Genomic DNA, 15,190 nt, shown 5'->3' with positions numbered 1-15,190 from the left:
TGCCTTGGGTTATGTGCGTAGGGGAAAGGGTGGCGCCATGGCTGGGTTCTTCAATTCGTCGAATGCGATGGGCGCGGCGCTGATGATCGGCGCCGGCGCGGTCTTCGCGCTGATCAATGTGCTGGTGCAATATGCCGCCATGGTGCTGGGCATCGCCGCCCCCACCATCACCTTCTGGCAATATGCGATCGCCCTGCTGATCATGCTGCCGTGGCTGGGCGCGCGCCCCTCGGGGTTCCGCACCACCCGGATCGGCGCGCATCTGCTGCGCGTGGGCCTGGCCGTGGGCGGGGTGCAGCTTTGGGTGCTGGGCCTGGCGCATGTGCCGATCTGGCAGGCGATCTCGTTGATCATGCTGTCACCCTTTTTCGTCACTGCCGGCGCGGCACTGCTGCTGGGCGAGCGGGTGACCTCGCCGCGCTGGATCGCGGTTGGCATCGGCTTTCTGGGCGGCGCGGTAATCCTTCAACCCTGGTCGGATGCCTTTACCCCCTGGGCGCTGGTGCCGGTGGGCGCGGCGGCGCTGTGGGCCGGCGCGTCGCTGATGACCAAGCGGATGACCACGACCGAAACGCCCGCCGCGCTGACCCTGTATCTTCTGGCGCTGCTGACGCCGCTGAATGCCGGGCTGGCCGTCCTGCCCGGTGCCGGCGGCTTTGCCCTGCCGGGCGGTTCGGCCATTGCCGCGCTGATCGCGGTGGGGCTGCTGACAGCGGTGGCGCAATATGCGCTGGCTCGCGCCTATGCCGTGGCCGACGCCGCCTTTCTGCAACCGTTCGACCATGTGAAACTGCCCTTCAATGTCGGGCTGGGCCTGTTGGTTTTCGGTTTTGTGCCGCCAGGCAGCATGTGGCTGGGCTCGGCGCTGATCGTGGGCGCATCGCTGTGGCTTTTGTCGCGGGAACGCGGCGGCGATGGCGCGGTGGTTGCGACGGGTTAGCCTTCGACCGGGGGGCCGAAGCGGTTGATCATGGTCTTGCGGATCTGGTCACGGGTCTGGCGATACATGGCCAATTTGGCATCGCGCCCCTCGGCCATGCCGGTCGGGTCCATGATCGGCCAGTATTCCACCTCAAGATGGAACAGCCGCGTCATTTCCAGCGCCAGCCGCTGACTGGCAGGCGACAGCGCGACCACCAGATCGAACCCGCCCAGATCGTCGCCCCAAGCCTGCATTTCCTCGAAACTGCGGGTGCGGTGATTGTTCAGCGTGACGCCGATTTCGTCGCAGACGGTGACGGCGAAACCGTCAATCTCAAGGTCGTTCTTGACCCCGGCGGATTGAACATAGGCGGCGCGACCATAAAATTTCTTCATCATCCCTTCCGCCATGGGCGAACGGATGGCGTTGTGGTCACAGCAGAACAGCACCGAGCCGGGGATGTCCGCCGCCATCTATCAGACCTTCTGCGGGATCAGCGCGCAGATCAGCGTGAACAGCCGCCGCGCCGTGTCGATATCAAGCGAGGCCTTGCCCTCAAGCCGTTCCTGAAGGGTGCGGGCGCCCTCGTTATGGATGCCGCGACGCGCCATGTCGATCGCTTCGATCTGGGCGGGGGGCAGCTTCTTGACCGCGTCGAAATAGCTTTCGCAGATCTGGAAATAATCCTTGGTCACCTGCCTGAAAGGGCCAAGCGACAGGTGGAACTCGGCCACTTTCTCGGCCTGTTCGTTGTTCAGGTCAAAGACCAGCCGCCCCTCGCGAATAGCGAGATCCAGGACATAGGGGCCATCGGGCACGGGCTGGCCGTCGCGGCCGGGCACGGAAAAGCTGTTGTCTTCGAGCAGGTCGAAGATGGCCACGCGGCGTTCCTGTTCCATCTCGGGCGTGGCCGGAGGCAGGGCGGAATCGTCGATCTCGATCTTGCTGAGGCGGCTCATTCGTCCCCCTTCTCATTCAACTGGTTCAGCCGAGCCTGAACCGATTGGCCATGCGCCTGCAAGCCCTCTGATGCGGCAAGGCGCACGGCGGCGCCGCCAATTGCGACCAGCGCACCGGGGGTCAGACGGGCAATCGTGGTGCGTTTCAGAAAATCCATCACCGACAGGCCCGACGAGAACCGGGCCGAGCGCGCGGTGGGCAGCACGTGATTCGGGCCGCTGACGTAATCGCCCACGGCTTCGGGGGTGAAGGCGCCAAGAAAGATCGCCCCGGCGTGGTTGCATTGGGTGGCCAGCGCTTCGGGGTCATCGACCAGCAGTTCCAGATGCTCGGGCGCGATGCGATCCGACAGGCGGGCGGCTTCGGCCAGGTCGCGGGCGATGATAATGGTGCCATAATCGCGCCAGCTTGCACCGGCAATTTCGGCGCGCGGCAGCGTCGGCAGCAGGCGATCAACCGCATTGGCGACAGCGCGGGCCAGGTCTTGATCGGTGGTGATCAGGATCGACTGCGCATCGGCGTCATGTTCGGCCTGTGCCAGCAGGTCCAGCGCGATCCAGTCGGGGTTCTGCGCGCCCTGGGCGATGATCAGCACTTCGGACGGACCGGCGATCATGTCGATGCCGACACGGCCAAAGACCTGCCGCTTGGCCGCCGCGACATAGGCATTGCCGGGCCCGGTGATCTTGTCCACTGCGGCAATCGTCTGCGTGCCATAGGCCATGGCGGCCACCGCCTGCGCCCCGCCGATGCGATAGATCTCGTCGACGCCCGCCAGTTGCGCGGCCAGCAGCACCAGCGGATTGATCACGCCCCCTGGTGTCGGGACGCAGATAACCAGCCGTTCCACCCCCGCGACCCGCGCCGGGATGGCATTCATCAGCACGGACGAGGGATAGGCCGCCTGCCCGCCCGGCACGTAAAGTCCAGCGGCGGAAACCGGTGTCCAGCGCCAGCCAAGCGTCGCGCCTTCGGGGTCGGTCCATTGCGCGTCATCGGGCATCTGGCGGGCGTGATAGGCACGGATGCGTTCAGCAGCCATTTGCAGGGCCGCGCGGTCCTCGGGGGCGACCCTGGCGGTTTCGGCGGCGATTTCCTGCGGGGAAAAACGCAGCATGCCGGGGGTCAGGTCCAGCCGGTCGAACCGGGCGGTCAGGTCGCACAGGGCCGCATCGCCCCGCGCCCGGACATCCGCGATGATCGCCGAGACCACATCATTCACATCAGCCGAATCCTCGCGTTTCATCGACAGCATGGCGGCAAAGCCTGCCTCGAAATCGGGATCGGTGGTGTTCAGCGAAATCGGCATGTCTGTTCCCCCGCGCTCGCGCCTTGTTAACGGCTTGGGACGGGGGGCTCAAGCCGGGGCGTTGGCGCGGATGGCAGGCGCGGAATTTGGATATTTGGGCACGGGTGAGAGGGCCAGCGAGGCACTTAGCCGGCGATCTTCAGCTGGATGGCCGGGCCGGGCTGACGCGTCACGATCATATAGTCGCGAATGCTGGCCGCGCTGCCCTCGGCGCCGCCAAGGCCGATGGTCGGCATTCCGGCGGCGCGGGCCGAGGCCAGACCGGCGTGGGAATCCTCGAATGCCAGCATGCGGGCGGGGTCGTGGCCAAGCTGCATGGCGGCCAGGGCAAAGGGTTGTGGGTCCGGTTTCGGATGGGCGACGTCATCGGCAGTGATCACCAGCGGCGGCAGCGGCAGGTTGCAGATGCCCATCCAGCGCCGCGCCAGATCCGAAGGGGCCGAGGTGACCAGCGCCCATTCGCCCGGTGCAAGGCTGGCCAGCAGGTCGCTGGCGCCGGGCACAGGACGCAGCAGATGTTCCAGCCGCGGCAGCCGGTCCAGCACCCATCGCGCCTCGGCCATCAGATCGGCATCGGGGGCGAAATGGCCGATGATGCGGTGCAGCGGTCGACCGGGGCAGAAGTCGATGACATCTTGCGGGTTCAGTCCCCGGCGCTCGGCCCATTCGGTCCATGAGGCGATGATGACCGGGTGAGAATCGACCAGGGTGCCATCCATATCGAAGGCAAGCGCATCGGCCGTCAGCATCATGGCAGATCTTTCAACATCTCGGTTTCGGGCAGGCCGCGCGCATTGGTGATGCCCTGCCGGGCGGTGGCGCGAAACCCAAGCCGGCGATACAGCGCCTGCGCATGAGGGGCCGTATCGCGGACATTGAGACCCATCGAGGTCATGCCTTGCCGGGCAGCATCGGCCAGCACAGCATGAATGACCGCCGTTGCATGGCCTTGCCCGCGCGCCTCGGGTCGCGCAAAGACACCCAGCAGCCAACCGCGTTTGCGGTCGCGATCATCAAGGCCTGGCAGCCAGGATGCCGTCGCCAGCGGCCTGCCCGGATGGTCACCGGCGGCGAATGTCGGGACCTCGGCCAGTCGTTCGGCGAAATCGGCCAATGGTCGGTCCTGCCATTCGGCAAGCGTTGCATCAAAGGCATCAGGCGCGTCGCGCAGGGCCGCCAGTCGGATCGCGCGCCATTCATCGGCGCGGTCAGGGGTCAGCCGCCAGATGATCATTCGGGGTGATGTGGTGCCTTGCCCGAGGGGGCGATGTAAGGTTTGGTCACGTCGCGCAGGTCGATATTGATGCATTCGACATCTGCCGCCAGCGTGCCGTCGCCGGCAAATTCCAGCAGCAGCCGGCCGGTGCCGTCCTGCCCGGCCTGCCATCCGATCGTCAGCAGTTCCAGCACCGTATCGGCATCGCGGTCCACGCCATCGCTTTGCACCCGAAGCACATCGCCCAGCACCAGCAACGCCCGAACCCGTTCAAAGGGGCGCCCCTCGCGGCGCGCGGCATCGACATCTTCCCAACGGAAGCGGTTGATCAGCAGGGCCAGCTGTCGTTTGCGCGGATCGTAAGATATTTCGTTGGCGGGCAGGATCGCATCCTGCGCCAGCGCCGCGATGATCTTCAGATCGGCCTCGTCCTCGGCCTTCAAGGTCAGAGGCGTGTCGGGACCGGCATCCAGAAAACTTGCGTCAGTCATGGTGCTGGCCTTCCTTCACGCGCTCGATCTTTGCGCCAACGCCGCGCAGTTTGCGCACGACATGTTCATAGCCGCGATCCAGATGATAGACGCGGCTGACGATGGTTTCCCCTTCGGCAGCCAGCCCCGCAAGGATCAGGCTGACCGAGGCGCGCAGATCGGTCGCCATGACCGGCGCGCCCTTCAGACGTTCCACCCCGGTCACAGTGGCATGGCCGCCATGCACGTCGATCCGGGCCCCCATGCGCATCAGTTCCGGCGCATGCATGAAGCGATTCTCGAAGATGGTTTCCTCCAGCATGCTGGTGCCTTCGGCGGTGCACATCAGCGCCATCATCTGCGCCTGTAGATCAGTGGGAAAGCCGGGGAAAACCTCGGTCTTTACGTCGACCGCACGGATGCGGCCGTTCTTGCGCGCCACCTTGAGGCCGCGATTGGTCTGTTCGACCGCGACACCGGCCTGATCCAGCTTCTCGCAGAAAGCCTCGATCAGCTCGATCCGCCCGCCCAGCAGTTCCACCTCGCCGCCGGCAATGGCGGGGGCGATCATATAGGTGCCAAGCTCGATCCGGTCGACCACGACAGGGTGCGTCGCGCCATGCAGGCGATCGACGCCCTGAACGGTGATGGTCGCCGTGCCCTCGCCCTCGATCTGGGCGCCCATGGCGCGCAGGCAGCGGACCAGATCGACGATTTCCGGTTCGCGCGCGGCGTTCTTCAACACCGTCGTGCCCTTGGCCAGGGTGGCGGCCATGACGATATTCTCGGTGGCCCCGACCGAGGCGAAACGCTGGTCGATCACCGCACCCTTCAGCCCGCCCGGCGCCTTGGCATGCAGATAGCCGTCTTTCAGTTCGATCTGGGCGCCAAGCGCCTCCAGCCCCGAAATATGCAGATCCATGGGCCGCGAGCCAATGGCACAGCCGCCGGGCAGCGACACCACCGCCTGCCCCGCCCGCGCCAGCAGCGGCCCCAGCACCAGATTAGAGGCCCGCATCTTGCGCACGATGTCGTAATCGGCGGTCAGGTTGGTCAGATCATGCGAGGACATGGCCAGAACCCGCCCGTCCTGCATCGAGGTCACCTCGGCGCCAAGCGATTCCAGCAGATCGGTCATCGTGCGGATATCCGACAGGCGTGGCGCATTGGTCAGCGTCAGCGGCTCGTCCGACAAAAGCGTTGCCGGCATCAGTGCCAGACAGGCATTCTTGGCGCCGGCGATCGGGATTTCGCCGTGAAGCGCCCCGTTGCCCTGCACGATGATCTGATCCATCTCTACTCGTCCTTCTTTGTCTGGTCCGTCGGATCGGCGTCGGTGTCATCCGACTCGCCGCCCTGCGCCGCACGTGCCCTTGCCTGCGCCTTGCGCCGCGCAAGATTGGCACGCAGCGCCGCGCGCAGCCGATCGTCGCGGCTGTCCCGTGTCGGGCCGTTGGGGCGTTTGTCATTCATCGGCCCCTGTTACCCTCGCGGCGCGGCGCAGTCCAGTTTTCACCGCATGCGGCAAGGCTGTAACCTTGGGTCCGATGCAGTTCCGCCGATTTTTTGCGCGACGGCCCCTTGCGCCCTGACGCGGCTTTGTCTAAACGCCGCTCACCGATGCTGTGGTAGCTCAGTGGTAGAGCACTCCCTTGGTAAGGGAGAGGTCGAGAGTTCAATCCTCTCTCACAGCACCAGTCCTTCCACGATCATCATCTTGTGAAAGGCGCGACCAGCGCGTCACCTCGGGGCGTCCGTCCAGCAGGGGCAGAATCCGGGTCAGAATCGCGTCCAGATAAGCGGTCTGGTTATGGCCCGTTTCGGCCTGAGGCGTTGCCCAATGCTCGAATGAGGTAAATCGGTCGCCCGAGCGGAAATAGTCATAGGACAGACAACCGGGTTCGGTCCGACTGTGATCGGCCAGTTCGACCAGCAGCGGGATCAGTTGATCGGCCTGCCCCGCACGGGCGCGGAACCGGGCCGTGACATACAGGCTCATACCCGGCGGTCCCATTCCTCGATCTGTTCACGCCGGGCCATGTCCTCGGCCGGTTTGGGCAGCACGGTGCGATAGGGTGGGTTGTCCTCGGTCAGGACGCGGATCATCGCGGCGACCATTTCCGAGGGGTCGGCCTGGCGGGTCAGTTCGCGCACGGGCCAGTGATCCATTACCCGCTCGCCCTGCGCCCACCATTGGTCCTGCGCCTCCATCCCGGTATCGTTGAAACCGGTGCGATAGGCGCCGGGATTGATGGTGCAGACCTGGACGCCATAGGGGGCCAGTTCCTCGCGCAGGGCCAGGCAGAAGCCCTCGACAGCGAATTTGCTGGCGGAATAGGCGCCGTCCCAGGGCACCTTGACCAGCCCGGCAACAGAGGATGTCCAGACGATGCGCCCCGCCCCGGCGCGGATGAATTTCCGTGCGGCGCCCTGTGCCATGTCCAGCGCGGCGAAAACATTGGTATCGAAGATGCGGCGGGTGATTTCCGGCGGCAGTTCCGCGACCGGACCGGATTCCATGATCCCCGCATTGTTGAACAGCGTGTCGAAATCCAGCGCCAGCGCGTGATTTCGGTCGATCTCGGACAGCACGTCCAGCTTGATGACCTTGAGGTCCAGCCCCTCGCGCGCGGCCTCGGCCCGCAGGTCAGTGACTTGCGGCCAGATCTGGCACGAGGCGATCACCTTGTGCCCCGCCCGCGCAAGCCCAAGTGCCACACCCCGGCCAAAGCCCGAGCCTGCGCCTGTGATCAGAACTGTTTTGGTCATGACTGTCCCCCATATGCACGAATGCCAGATCAGCATGACGGGGCGCGAATGTCGATCCATGCGAATGGGGCATCGTCGCAGGGGGGCTTTTGCAGCCCCCCAACCCCCGCAGGATATTTGGATCAAAGCGAGGAGCGGTTCAGCTTTCGTGCCCGATATGGATCATGTCGCCCGATAGGGTCAGGGGCACACGGTCCAAAGCGCAATCGGCACCCTCTATCGGGTCGCCGGTTGCCGCGTCGAACTGGGCGCCGTGACCGGTGCACATCAGCCGTGCACCATCAGCCGACAGGATCTGAGGGCCGCGATAATCAAGCGGCAGGTATTGATGCGGGCAGGCGTTGACATAACCATGCACCGCATCACCCGCACGCACCAGCAGCAGCGGAAATTCGCCCTTTTCGGTCGAGAGCAGCAGCGTCATTGCGCCTTGCAGATCGTCCAGCCGGGTCACGGGCGTGCCGGGATCGGGCGCGGTGCTGTAGTCGGTCCAGGCCATCTGGGTTCCTTGCATGGGAAACGCCCGGCACAGAGGCCGGGCGCGGGTCTGGTCGGGACCGGGTTATTCGGCGGCTTCGGCCTTGAGCACGCCCCGGCGGATCTGGTCTTCCTCGATCGATTCGAAGAGGGCGCGGAAATTGCCCTCGCCAAAGCCGTCATCGCCCTTGCGCTGGATGAATTCGAAGAAGATCGGGCCGATCACCGTTTTCGAGAAGATCTGCAACAGGATGCGGGTTTCGCCGCCGCCAACCACGCCTTCGCCGTCGATCAGGATGCCGTGCTTCTTCATCCGCTCCAGCGGTTCGTCATGGCCGGTCACGCGCTTTTTCGACATCTCGTAATAGACGGCGGGCGGTCCGGGCATGAATTCCATCCCGGCATCCGAAATCGCGTCGGTGCCTGCATAGATGTCATTGCTGGCAATGGCGATATGCTGGATGCCTTCGCCCTTGTATTCCTTCAGATATTCCTCGATCTGGCTGTTCTCGTCCGCGCTTTCGTTGATCGGGATGCGGATCTTGCCATCGGGGCTGGTCAGGGCGCGGCTGGTCAGGCCGGTCTGCTTGCCCTTGATGTCGAAGAACTTGATTTCGCGGAAGTTGAACACGTCGTGGTAGAACTTGTACCAGGTGTCCATATTGCCGCGAATGACGTTATGGGTCAGGTGGTCGAGATAGAAGAAGCCGAAACCTTCGGGGCGGGGATTTGCCTCGGCCAGCCAGTCGAAATCGGCATCATAGCAGCTGCCCTTGTCGCCATAGGTATCGACGAAATACAGCAGCGATCCGCCGATGCCGATCACCGCCGGCACGTTCAGCGATTTGCCGGGGCCGGTATATTCCTCGGCGCCCAGTTCCACAGCGCGTTTCAGCGCATGCTGGGCGTCGACGACGCGCCAGGCCATCGCGGGCGCACAGGGGCCGTGATCGCGGACGAACTGTGCCGCATGCCCGTCCGGGTCGGCGTTCAGCAGATAGTTGATGTCGCCCTGCCGATACAGCGTGATGTTTCTGGTCTTGTGCTTCGCCACCGGCGTAAAGCCCATCTGGCGGAAGATCGTATCCAGCACCTCGGGTTGCGGATGGGCGAACTCGACAAACTCGAACCCGTCAGTGCCGGCCGGATTGGCGGCCGTGATCGTGGCTTTCGGGGCGTTATGCGGGAACGGGCCCATGGCAGTCTCCTCTGGTTTCGGCTTGCCACAAAAATGCCATGAATCCCGTGCATGAGGCTTGCATTCTGCGCCCGATCGACGATCAATATGCACAAAGATCGCACAAAAATGAGATTATCCGCACGATATGAGCGTAGACAGCTTTGACATTGCAATTCTTTCTGCATTGCAGCGCGACGGTTCGATGACCAATGCCGCGTTGGCCGAGGTGGTGAACCTGTCACCCTCGCAATGCTCGCGCAGGCGGGCCGCGCTGGAAGAGGCGGGGCTGATCCGGGGCTATGCGGCGCGGCTGAGCGCGGCCAAGCTGGGCTTTGGCTTTCGCGCCATCACGCGGGTGAACCTGCAAAGTCACGGGCAAGGCACTGATGACAGTTTCGCCCGGTTCATCCAGCGGCAGCCACAGATCCGTGCGGCCTTTTCGGTCGCGGGCGATGCCGATTACGTGCTGGATGTTCGGGCCCGCGATCTGGAGGATTTTGCGGAATTTCTGCACCAGCATCTGCTGCCCCATCCGCAGGTGGCGCATGTGCGATCGGAAATCGTGCTGAAAACCCTGAAGGAAGAGGAAGGGCTGGCGCTGCTGCCCTGAGGGTCAGCCGTCGCGGCGCAGGCTGAACAGGTCGATGAAACGCTGCGCCTTGTCCAAATCGCCGGTCAGGCCGATGGTGCCCCGATCAAGCCAATGGGTCAGCGGCATCGGGCCATAGACGGCATAGGCCAGCGCATTGCCATCGCCGTGCAGCCGGAAATCGCCTGCTGGCTGGGCCACCGCCTGCACCTCGGCCGCGCCGCTGGTCGCAAGGCGCATCTCGAACCCCTCGCGCCCTGACTGGAACCCGGCGATCAGATCCGCCCCCTGCGCCGCCTGCGCATCGACATTGGCCGTCATCGAGATCATCAGCGCGGTCGGACTGATAAACCGGCGCGGATCATGGCCCGGATGCTGGTTTCCCCAGTGGCACAGCGCGATCAGCACCGGATACAGCGCCTTGCCCGATGCCGTCAGCCCATAGATGCCAAGCGCCGCGTCATGCTGCACCACCCCCGCCTCGGCCAATTGCCCCAACCGCTGCGTCAGCACGGCCGCCGTGATGCCCGGCAGCCCCGCCCGGATCGCCTGGAATCGTTTCGGCGTCAGCATCAGCTCGCGCGCGACCAGCAGCGCCCAACGGTCGCCGATCACATTCAGCGCATGGGCCGCCAAACAGCCTTCGTCATAGCGGATACGCGGTGTTTCGCCGTTCTTGGTCATATTACCATACTAAAAGTTGTTTTTTCATACCGCAAGATTGATACTTCGATTCGTCCCGGCCCGTGCAGGCCCGGCAACAGGAGGTTCAGATGAGCTATTATTTCGGCATGATCGCCGCCGTTCCGACCGCGAATAAACAGAAATATATCAATCACCTGAAAGAGGCCTGGGGGCTGATCGGAAAATATGGCGCCACCCGGATGATCGAGACCTGGGGCGTCGACGTCCCAAGTGGCAAGGTCAATGACCTGTTGGGCGCGGTCGAGGCGAAGGATGACGAAACCGTCGTGTTTTCCTGGACGGAATGGCCGGACAAGGCGACCGCCGATGCGGGTTGGGAACAGATGCGGAACGATCCCGCAATGGCCGCGATGGGCGATATGCCCTTTGACGGCAGCCGGATGATCTTTGGCGGGTTCCAGCCGGTCTGGGAAGCCGGGCAACCCAGTGGCGCGCCCTATTATCAGGGCTTTGCGCTGGCGGCGCCTGAAAAGAACAAGGCCGCCTATGCCAAAATGGCCGGCGATGCCTGGTCGATGTTCGAAGGCTATGGCGCGCTTGGCACGGTCGAGGGCTGGGGCGTGGATGTGCCTCATGGCAAAAAGACCGATTTCTATCGCGCGACGCTGGCCGAGGAGGGCGAGGCCCCGATCTTCAGCTGGATCGCCTGGCCCGACCGCGCCACCTGTGATGCCGCCGCCAAGTCGATGGAGGCCGACATGGAGGGCCAGGAATTCCCCGAGATGCCCTTTGACGGCAAGCGGATGATGTGGGGCGGATTCGAGACGATCTTCGATTCCAAGGACGCCTGAAATCCCTTTCCCCTGAAGGAGGACATGATGGGACAATTTCACGGAAACCCCTGCTGGTACGAATTGACCTCGGGCAATACGCCTGCGGCGGCCACGTTCTATGGCAGGGTGCTGGGCTGGACGGGCCGCGATGCCGGCGTGCCGGGCTTTGAATATCTGCTGGCGCTGTCGGATGGCGACATGGTGGCGGGCATGGCCAATGCCGACAGCGACGTGCCGCCGCATTGGCTGATCTATTTCGCGGTCGATGATTGCGATGCGGCGGTGCAGATGATCCTGAAGGCTGGCGGCAAGGATTTCGTCGGCCCGGCGGATATTCCCGGTACCGGGCGCTATGCCATCGTGGGCGACCCGCAGGGCGCGCGCTTTGGCATCCTGCAACCGGATATGTCGCAGATGACGCCCGAACAGGTCGCCAAGGCCGCAGAAACCGGTGCCTTCGACCAGAAAAAGGCCGGCCACGGTAACTGGAACGAGTTGATGTCAACCGACCCAGAGGCAGGCTTTGCCTTCTATTCCGGTATCTTCGGCTGGCAGAAATCCACCGCCGTCGATATGGGCGAAATGGGCACCTATCAGCTGTTCTCGCATAAAGGCGCCGATATTGGCGGGATGATGGGGCTGGGCAATGCGCCCCTGCCCTGCTGGCTTCCCTATTTCGGCGCCAATGGCGTCGATGCCGCCATCGCCCGGATCACCGCCGCGGGTGGCACGGTTCATCACGGCCCGCATGAGGTGCCCGGCGGCGCCTTCATCGCCATCGCCCAGGACCCGCAAGGCGCCTGGTTCGCCGTGGTCGGCCCAAAGGAGGAAAGCTGATGGCCCGCAATCCCGTCACCATCGTCACCTTTGACTGGGTGCCCGATTTCGCGCGCGGCTTTGTCCGTGACATCCGCGCCCGGTGGGCGGCCGAGGAAACCGGCACCCCCTACCGGATCGAGACCGTTCCCGCGATGCAGAAATCCGATGCCCATCGCGCAATGCAACCCTATCAGCAGGTGCCCGCGCTGAAGGATGACGGCCTGACCCTGTTCGAAAGCGGCGCCATCGTGCTGCATCTGGCCGAGGGAACCGCGCTTCTGCCCCCGGCTCGACGGTCCGAGGTGACGCAATGGGCGATCTCGGCACTGAACACGGTCGAGGCCGCCTCGGGGATGTGGATGCAACTGCTGTTGCAGGACCGGATGCCAGACTGGTTCGGCCCTGCGCCCGGCGCCGACCAGATTGCGAATGCCCGCAAATATGTGGACATGCGCCTTGCCGCGCTGCAACAGGCAATGGCCGGCCGCGACTGGCTGCTGGATGATTTCAGCGCCGCCGATATCCTGATGGCCGATACGCTGCGCGTGATCGACGCCGAGGGCGCGCTGGCCGATTTCCCCGACCTCAAAGCCTATCTGGCCCGTGCAACGGGACGCCCCGCGTTCCAGCGCGCCCTTGCCGCGCATATGGCGCATTGGTCGGCGGCCGATGAGGCCCGGAACCCGCCGGTGCCGGCATGACCACCCCCTTGACCAGCCCGATCCGCACCTGCCTTTGGATGGAAAAGGATGGCGAGGCGGCCGCCACCTTCTACACCAGCCTCATTCCGGGCAGCGCGATTCAGGACAGCCACGGCTTCAGGGGCGGCGACGTGCGCGCGCTGGTGGTAAATTTCCATCTGGGCGGCGTGCCCTACATGATCCTGAATGGCGGACCGCATTTCACCCTGTCGCCCGCCGCCTCGATTTCCGTCCTGACCGAGGATCAGGCGGAAACCGACCGGCTGTGGGACGCCCTGATCGCGAATGGCGGGCAGGAAAGTCAATGCGGCTGGCTGGTCGATCCATGGGGCCTCAGCTGGCAGATCACCCCGCGCGCGGTCATGGACATGACCTTCTCGGACGATCCCGAGGCATCCGAGCGTGCCCGGCAGGCCATGTACACGATGACCCGGCTGGACATCGCCACGATGCGCACAGCCTTCGAGAACGCGGGATGAGCGGCGCATCCGGCATGAACCCCGCCGCTTTGCTGACCCCTGGCGTCCTGACCATGCCTGCCGCAAGCCTGGCCGAAACCGTCACCATCGAGGGTCACGAGGTCTGGTATCGCGTCCAGGGCCAGCTGTCGCCGGATCGCATCCCGATCCTGCTGCTGCATGGCGGGGCGATGCATCTTGATTCGACCTTTGGCCAAATGCTGCCCGCGCTGGCGGCCGACCATGTGGTGATCGGGGTTGAACAGCAGGGTCACGGCCACACACCCATCAACGATCAGCCGATCACGCTGGCGACGATGCGCGCCGATACTCTGGGCGTTCTGGATGCTCTGGGGGTTCAGCGGGCGCATGTCGTCGGATTCTCGGCGGGCGGGATGCTGGGACTGGAACTTGCCGTCAACGCGCCCCGGCGGGTGGCCAGCCTGACCGCGATCTCGGCCAGCCAGAACCTTGGCGGCTTTCTGCCGGAATTCGCGCGGATGAACCGCGATCCTTCGTTCCAGCTGTCGCCGCCGATGGCCGCGCTGATGCCCTCGACGCAGGAATTTGCGCAGATGCGGCAGGACGTGGCCGATCTGAACCCCGGCGGGGTCGCGGCAGCGGATCAGATGTTTGCCAAGATGAGCGCCTTTATCGGCGGCGATTGGGGCTGGCGCGACGACCAGCTGGCCGCCATTGCGGCACCCGTGCTGATCGTGCAGGGCGATACGGATTTCATCCGCCGCGATCACGCCCTGCATCTGGCCGCCACTATTCCTGGCAGCTGGCTGGCGATCCTGCCCGACACCACCCATAACCGCATAATGCAGCATCCGGCCCTGCCCGGCATGATCCTGCACCGTATCGCGACCACCAGCCCCGAGGCCCCCTAATGACCAGCCAGCCCGACAGGATCGAGGTCGAGAACATCACCAGCCCCGGCCACAAGACCCGTGTGGACGCAGCCAAATATTTCGCCATGCGGCAGGCCCTGCTGGCGGTTCTGCCCGATGCGCCGCCAGGATTGGCTGTGGCAGATGCCAAGGCCGCGCTGCTGCCGCATCTGGATCAGGGGCTGTTTCCCGGCGGCGACAAGGCCGGCTGGTGGCTGAAATGCGTGCAGCTTGACCTTGAGGCCAAGGGCGTGATCGCGCGCGCGCCGAAACCGCCGGTGCGGCTGTTCCGGCGGCCCGGCTGACCCTCAGCCCCGGATCATCGCCAGGGCGTCGGGCGGCGGGGCCTGCTCGATCCGGCGATACCAGCTGCCATCCCTTGCCCGCGCCATCAGCCGGTGGTCGATCAGCGAGCGGCGCAACAGCACATGATCGCCAAACAGATGCCAGTCCTTCAACGCCGCGTTCAGGTCACGCTCGGCATAGTCGCGCCCCGGCGACAGCCCGGCCCAGAACCGCCACAGGCACAGGCCTTGCGTCATGGTGCCGGCGGGCCAGCTGACCAGACGCCCCTGCCCGTCGAAATAGCGCAAGGCACGCGCAACGGGTTTCGAGATGACGGGCTGGGGCGCATCCGCCCGCAACTGCTGATAATTGCGAAAACCGGCCGCGCGGGCGATCAGGCCCAGCATCGCCTGATGGCCGGGCGGGCTGGTTCCCTGCCCCGCAAGATCCGACCGCAAGGCGCGGGCGAAACCGGACAGATCATGGATATAAAGCGCGTTCAGATCACGCGACATGGCGGCATCCTTTCAGCCGCGCAGGCCCGAAAACGGGTGCCGATGGTCGCCCTTGTCGGCGCGCGGGAAAGATGCGGCACAACACTTTGTCTGGCAGGTTCAGCTTGGCCAGATGGCCGGCGACGCCTCGGTGAACTGCGGACCGTGGC

The 15,190-nt window shown here is 64.6% G+C and carries 22 protein-coding genes and 1 tRNA gene; 9 read left to right on the top strand and 14 right to left on the bottom strand.

The window, feature by feature from the left end:
- Window positions 1-37: 37 nt before the first annotated feature.
- Window positions 38-940: a DMT family transporter gene (locus FNJ84_RS05190; RefSeq protein ID WP_143791960.1), complete on the top strand. Its 903-nt coding sequence runs from the start codon at window positions 38-40 to the stop codon at window positions 938-940.
- On the opposite strand, the gene FNJ84_RS05185 is transcribed toward FNJ84_RS05190, so the two are convergent.
- The 8 genes from FNJ84_RS05185 to FNJ84_RS21920 all read right to left on the bottom strand — a co-directional run bounded on the left by FNJ84_RS05185 (window position 937) and on the right by FNJ84_RS21920 (window position 6,350).
- The gene (locus FNJ84_RS05185) at window positions 937-1,395 is read right to left on the bottom strand and encodes a low molecular weight phosphatase family protein (RefSeq protein ID WP_143791959.1); all 459 of its coding nucleotides are present in this window, start codon (window positions 1,393-1,395) and stop codon (window positions 937-939) included. The two genes, FNJ84_RS05190 and FNJ84_RS05185, sit on opposite strands and share 4 nt — an antisense overlap.
- Window positions 1,396-1,398: 3 nt before the next feature.
- The gene (locus tag FNJ84_RS05180; RefSeq protein WP_143791958.1) at window positions 1,399-1,881 is read right to left on the bottom strand and encodes a UPF0262 family protein; all 483 of its coding nucleotides are present in this window, start codon (window positions 1,879-1,881) and stop codon (window positions 1,399-1,401) included.
- A complete protein-coding gene (gene hisD / locus FNJ84_RS05175; protein ID WP_143791957.1) occupies window positions 1,878-3,191 on the bottom strand; it encodes a histidinol dehydrogenase in 1,314 nt (437 codons plus the stop codon). The genes FNJ84_RS05180 and hisD overlap by 4 nt, the downstream gene beginning before the upstream one ends.
- Before the next feature lie 125 nt (window positions 3,192-3,316).
- A complete protein-coding gene (locus tag FNJ84_RS05170) occupies window positions 3,317-3,943 on the bottom strand; it encodes an HAD-IA family hydrolase (RefSeq protein WP_143791956.1) in 627 nt (208 codons plus the stop codon).
- Window positions 3,940-4,425, bottom strand: a complete 486-nt coding sequence (locus FNJ84_RS05165) for a GNAT family N-acetyltransferase (RefSeq protein ID WP_185968426.1) — start codon at window positions 4,423-4,425, stop codon at window positions 3,940-3,942. Before FNJ84_RS05165 ends, FNJ84_RS05170 begins: the two co-directional genes overlap by 4 nt.
- A complete protein-coding gene (locus FNJ84_RS05160; RefSeq protein ID WP_143791954.1) occupies window positions 4,422-4,898 on the bottom strand; it encodes a DUF2948 family protein in 477 nt (158 codons plus the stop codon). Before FNJ84_RS05160 ends, FNJ84_RS05165 begins: the two co-directional genes overlap by 4 nt.
- On the bottom strand, window positions 4,891-6,171 hold the full coding sequence (gene murA / locus FNJ84_RS05155) for a UDP-N-acetylglucosamine 1-carboxyvinyltransferase (RefSeq protein ID WP_143791953.1): 1,281 nt from the start codon (window positions 6,169-6,171) through the stop codon (window positions 4,891-4,893). The genes FNJ84_RS05160 and murA overlap by 8 nt, the downstream gene beginning before the upstream one ends.
- 2 nt (window positions 6,172-6,173) lie before the next feature.
- The gene (locus FNJ84_RS21920; RefSeq protein WP_185968425.1) at window positions 6,174-6,350 is read right to left on the bottom strand and encodes a hypothetical protein; all 177 of its coding nucleotides are present in this window, start codon (window positions 6,348-6,350) and stop codon (window positions 6,174-6,176) included.
- A gap of 149 nt (window positions 6,351-6,499) precedes the next feature.
- Here FNJ84_RS21920 and FNJ84_RS05150 point away from each other — a divergent pair.
- Window positions 6,500-6,574, top strand: a tRNA-Thr gene (locus FNJ84_RS05150).
- Here the strand turns inward: FNJ84_RS05150 and FNJ84_RS05145 are convergent.
- The 4 genes from FNJ84_RS05145 to hppD form a co-directional block, all read right to left on the bottom strand.
- Window positions 6,553-6,876 (bottom strand): putative quinol monooxygenase, encoded by a 324-nt coding sequence (locus FNJ84_RS05145; RefSeq protein ID WP_185968424.1) that lies wholly within the window; start codon window positions 6,874-6,876, stop codon window positions 6,553-6,555. The two genes, FNJ84_RS05150 and FNJ84_RS05145, sit on opposite strands and share 22 nt — an antisense overlap.
- Complete coding sequence (locus tag FNJ84_RS05140) at window positions 6,873-7,646, bottom strand: SDR family oxidoreductase (protein WP_143791951.1); 774 nt, start codon at window positions 7,644-7,646, stop codon at window positions 6,873-6,875. The genes FNJ84_RS05145 and FNJ84_RS05140 overlap by 4 nt, the downstream gene beginning before the upstream one ends.
- A gap of 139 nt (window positions 7,647-7,785) precedes the next feature.
- Window positions 7,786-8,145 carry a Rieske 2Fe-2S domain-containing protein gene (locus tag FNJ84_RS05135; RefSeq protein WP_143791950.1) on the bottom strand — a complete coding sequence of 120 codons (360 nt, stop codon included), beginning with the start codon at window positions 8,143-8,145 and terminating at the stop codon, window positions 7,786-7,788.
- A gap of 63 nt (window positions 8,146-8,208) precedes the next feature.
- Window positions 8,209-9,321: a 4-hydroxyphenylpyruvate dioxygenase gene (gene hppD / locus FNJ84_RS05130; RefSeq protein WP_143791949.1), complete on the bottom strand. Its 1,113-nt coding sequence runs from the start codon at window positions 9,319-9,321 to the stop codon at window positions 8,209-8,211.
- Between the two features lie 127 nt (window positions 9,322-9,448).
- Here hppD and FNJ84_RS05125 point away from each other — a divergent pair, with 127 nt between their 5' ends.
- Window positions 9,449-9,913, top strand: a complete 465-nt coding sequence (locus tag FNJ84_RS05125; RefSeq protein WP_143791948.1) for an Lrp/AsnC family transcriptional regulator — start codon at window positions 9,449-9,451, stop codon at window positions 9,911-9,913.
- A gap of 3 nt (window positions 9,914-9,916) precedes the next feature.
- Here FNJ84_RS05125 and FNJ84_RS05120 read toward each other — a convergent pair whose 3' ends face one another.
- A complete protein-coding gene (locus FNJ84_RS05120; RefSeq protein ID WP_143791947.1) occupies window positions 9,917-10,576 on the bottom strand; it encodes a helix-turn-helix domain-containing protein in 660 nt (219 codons plus the stop codon).
- An 89-nt stretch (window positions 10,577-10,665) separates the two neighbouring features.
- On the opposite strand from FNJ84_RS05120, the gene FNJ84_RS05115 reads away from it, so the two are divergent.
- From FNJ84_RS05115 to FNJ84_RS05090, 6 genes are read left to right on the top strand one after another with little or no spacing between them, the layout of a single operon-like run.
- Complete coding sequence (locus tag FNJ84_RS05115; protein ID WP_143791946.1) at window positions 10,666-11,388, top strand: DUF1428 domain-containing protein; 723 nt, start codon at window positions 10,666-10,668, stop codon at window positions 11,386-11,388.
- A 27-nt stretch (window positions 11,389-11,415) separates the two neighbouring features.
- Window positions 11,416-12,207, top strand: coding sequence for a VOC family protein (locus FNJ84_RS05110; RefSeq protein ID WP_143792221.1), 792 nt, complete (start codon window positions 11,416-11,418; stop codon window positions 12,205-12,207).
- Window positions 12,207-12,890, top strand: a complete 684-nt coding sequence (locus tag FNJ84_RS05105) for a glutathione S-transferase family protein (protein WP_143791945.1) — start codon at window positions 12,207-12,209, stop codon at window positions 12,888-12,890. Before FNJ84_RS05110 ends, FNJ84_RS05105 begins: the two co-directional genes overlap by 1 nt.
- Window positions 12,887-13,369: a VOC family protein gene (locus FNJ84_RS05100; protein ID WP_143791944.1), complete on the top strand. Its 483-nt coding sequence runs from the start codon at window positions 12,887-12,889 to the stop codon at window positions 13,367-13,369. The genes FNJ84_RS05105 and FNJ84_RS05100 overlap by 4 nt, the downstream gene beginning before the upstream one ends.
- Window positions 13,366-14,241 carry an alpha/beta fold hydrolase gene (locus tag FNJ84_RS05095; RefSeq protein ID WP_143791943.1) on the top strand — a complete coding sequence of 292 codons (876 nt, stop codon included), beginning with the start codon at window positions 13,366-13,368 and terminating at the stop codon, window positions 14,239-14,241. Before FNJ84_RS05100 ends, FNJ84_RS05095 begins: the two co-directional genes overlap by 4 nt.
- Window positions 14,241-14,546: a hypothetical protein gene (locus FNJ84_RS05090; RefSeq protein WP_143791942.1), complete on the top strand. Its 306-nt coding sequence runs from the start codon at window positions 14,241-14,243 to the stop codon at window positions 14,544-14,546. Before FNJ84_RS05095 ends, FNJ84_RS05090 begins: the two co-directional genes overlap by 1 nt.
- Before the next feature lie 3 nt (window positions 14,547-14,549).
- On the opposite strand, the gene FNJ84_RS05085 is transcribed toward FNJ84_RS05090, so the two are convergent.
- Window positions 14,550-15,041, bottom strand: a complete 492-nt coding sequence (locus FNJ84_RS05085; protein ID WP_143791941.1) for a DUF2087 domain-containing protein — start codon at window positions 15,039-15,041, stop codon at window positions 14,550-14,552.
- Between the last annotated feature and the right edge of the window lie 149 nt (window positions 15,042-15,190).

The sequence above is a fragment of the Paracoccus sp. M683 genome (assembly GCF_007096355.1).
Taxonomy (GTDB): domain Bacteria; phylum Pseudomonadota; class Alphaproteobacteria; order Rhodobacterales; family Rhodobacteraceae; genus Paracoccus.
Note: the sequence above shows the minus strand (reverse complement) of the source record. Positions and strands in the feature narration are given on the sequence as shown.

Excerpts from the sequence above, each read along its gene's own strand:
- FNJ84_RS05190 (WP_143791960.1), top strand. The coding sequence starts at position 38 with ATGGCTGGGTTCTTCAATTCGTCGAATGCGATGGGCGCGGCGCTGATG.
- FNJ84_RS05185 (WP_143791959.1), bottom strand. The coding sequence starts at position 1,395 with ATGGCGGCGGACATCCCCGGCTCGGTGCTGTTCTGCTGTGACCACAAC.
- FNJ84_RS05180 (WP_143791958.1), bottom strand. The coding sequence starts at position 1,881 with ATGAGCCGCCTCAGCAAGATCGAGATCGACGATTCCGCCCTGCCTCCG.
- hisD (WP_143791957.1), bottom strand. The coding sequence starts at position 3,191 with ATGCCGATTTCGCTGAACACCACCGATCCCGATTTCGAGGCAGGCTTT.
- FNJ84_RS05170 (WP_143791956.1), bottom strand. The coding sequence starts at position 3,943 with ATGATGCTGACGGCCGATGCGCTTGCCTTCGATATGGATGGCACCCTG.
- FNJ84_RS05165 (WP_185968426.1), bottom strand. The coding sequence starts at position 4,425 with ATGATCATCTGGCGGCTGACCCCTGACCGCGCCGATGAATGGCGCGCG.
- FNJ84_RS05160 (WP_143791954.1), bottom strand. The coding sequence starts at position 4,898 with ATGACTGACGCAAGTTTTCTGGATGCCGGTCCCGACACGCCTCTGACC.
- murA (WP_143791953.1), bottom strand. The coding sequence starts at position 6,171 with ATGGATCAGATCATCGTGCAGGGCAACGGGGCGCTTCACGGCGAAATC.
- FNJ84_RS21920 (WP_185968425.1), bottom strand. The coding sequence starts at position 6,350 with ATGAATGACAAACGCCCCAACGGCCCGACACGGGACAGCCGCGACGAT.
- FNJ84_RS05145 (WP_185968424.1), bottom strand. The coding sequence starts at position 6,876 with ATGAGCCTGTATGTCACGGCCCGGTTCCGCGCCCGTGCGGGGCAGGCC.
- FNJ84_RS05140 (WP_143791951.1), bottom strand. The coding sequence starts at position 7,646 with ATGACCAAAACAGTTCTGATCACAGGCGCAGGCTCGGGCTTTGGCCGG.
- FNJ84_RS05135 (WP_143791950.1), bottom strand. The coding sequence starts at position 8,145 with ATGGCCTGGACCGACTACAGCACCGCGCCCGATCCCGGCACGCCCGTG.
- hppD (WP_143791949.1), bottom strand. The coding sequence starts at position 9,321 with ATGGGCCCGTTCCCGCATAACGCCCCGAAAGCCACGATCACGGCCGCC.
- FNJ84_RS05125 (WP_143791948.1), top strand. The coding sequence starts at position 9,449 with ATGAGCGTAGACAGCTTTGACATTGCAATTCTTTCTGCATTGCAGCGC.
- FNJ84_RS05120 (WP_143791947.1), bottom strand. The coding sequence starts at position 10,576 with ATGACCAAGAACGGCGAAACACCGCGTATCCGCTATGACGAAGGCTGT.
- FNJ84_RS05115 (WP_143791946.1), top strand. The coding sequence starts at position 10,666 with ATGAGCTATTATTTCGGCATGATCGCCGCCGTTCCGACCGCGAATAAA.
- FNJ84_RS05110 (WP_143792221.1), top strand. The coding sequence starts at position 11,416 with ATGGGACAATTTCACGGAAACCCCTGCTGGTACGAATTGACCTCGGGC.
- FNJ84_RS05105 (WP_143791945.1), top strand. The coding sequence starts at position 12,207 with ATGGCCCGCAATCCCGTCACCATCGTCACCTTTGACTGGGTGCCCGAT.
- FNJ84_RS05100 (WP_143791944.1), top strand. The coding sequence starts at position 12,887 with ATGACCACCCCCTTGACCAGCCCGATCCGCACCTGCCTTTGGATGGAA.
- FNJ84_RS05095 (WP_143791943.1), top strand. The coding sequence starts at position 13,366 with ATGAGCGGCGCATCCGGCATGAACCCCGCCGCTTTGCTGACCCCTGGC.
- FNJ84_RS05090 (WP_143791942.1), top strand. The coding sequence starts at position 14,241 with ATGACCAGCCAGCCCGACAGGATCGAGGTCGAGAACATCACCAGCCCC.
- FNJ84_RS05085 (WP_143791941.1), bottom strand. The coding sequence starts at position 15,041 with ATGTCGCGTGATCTGAACGCGCTTTATATCCATGATCTGTCCGGTTTC.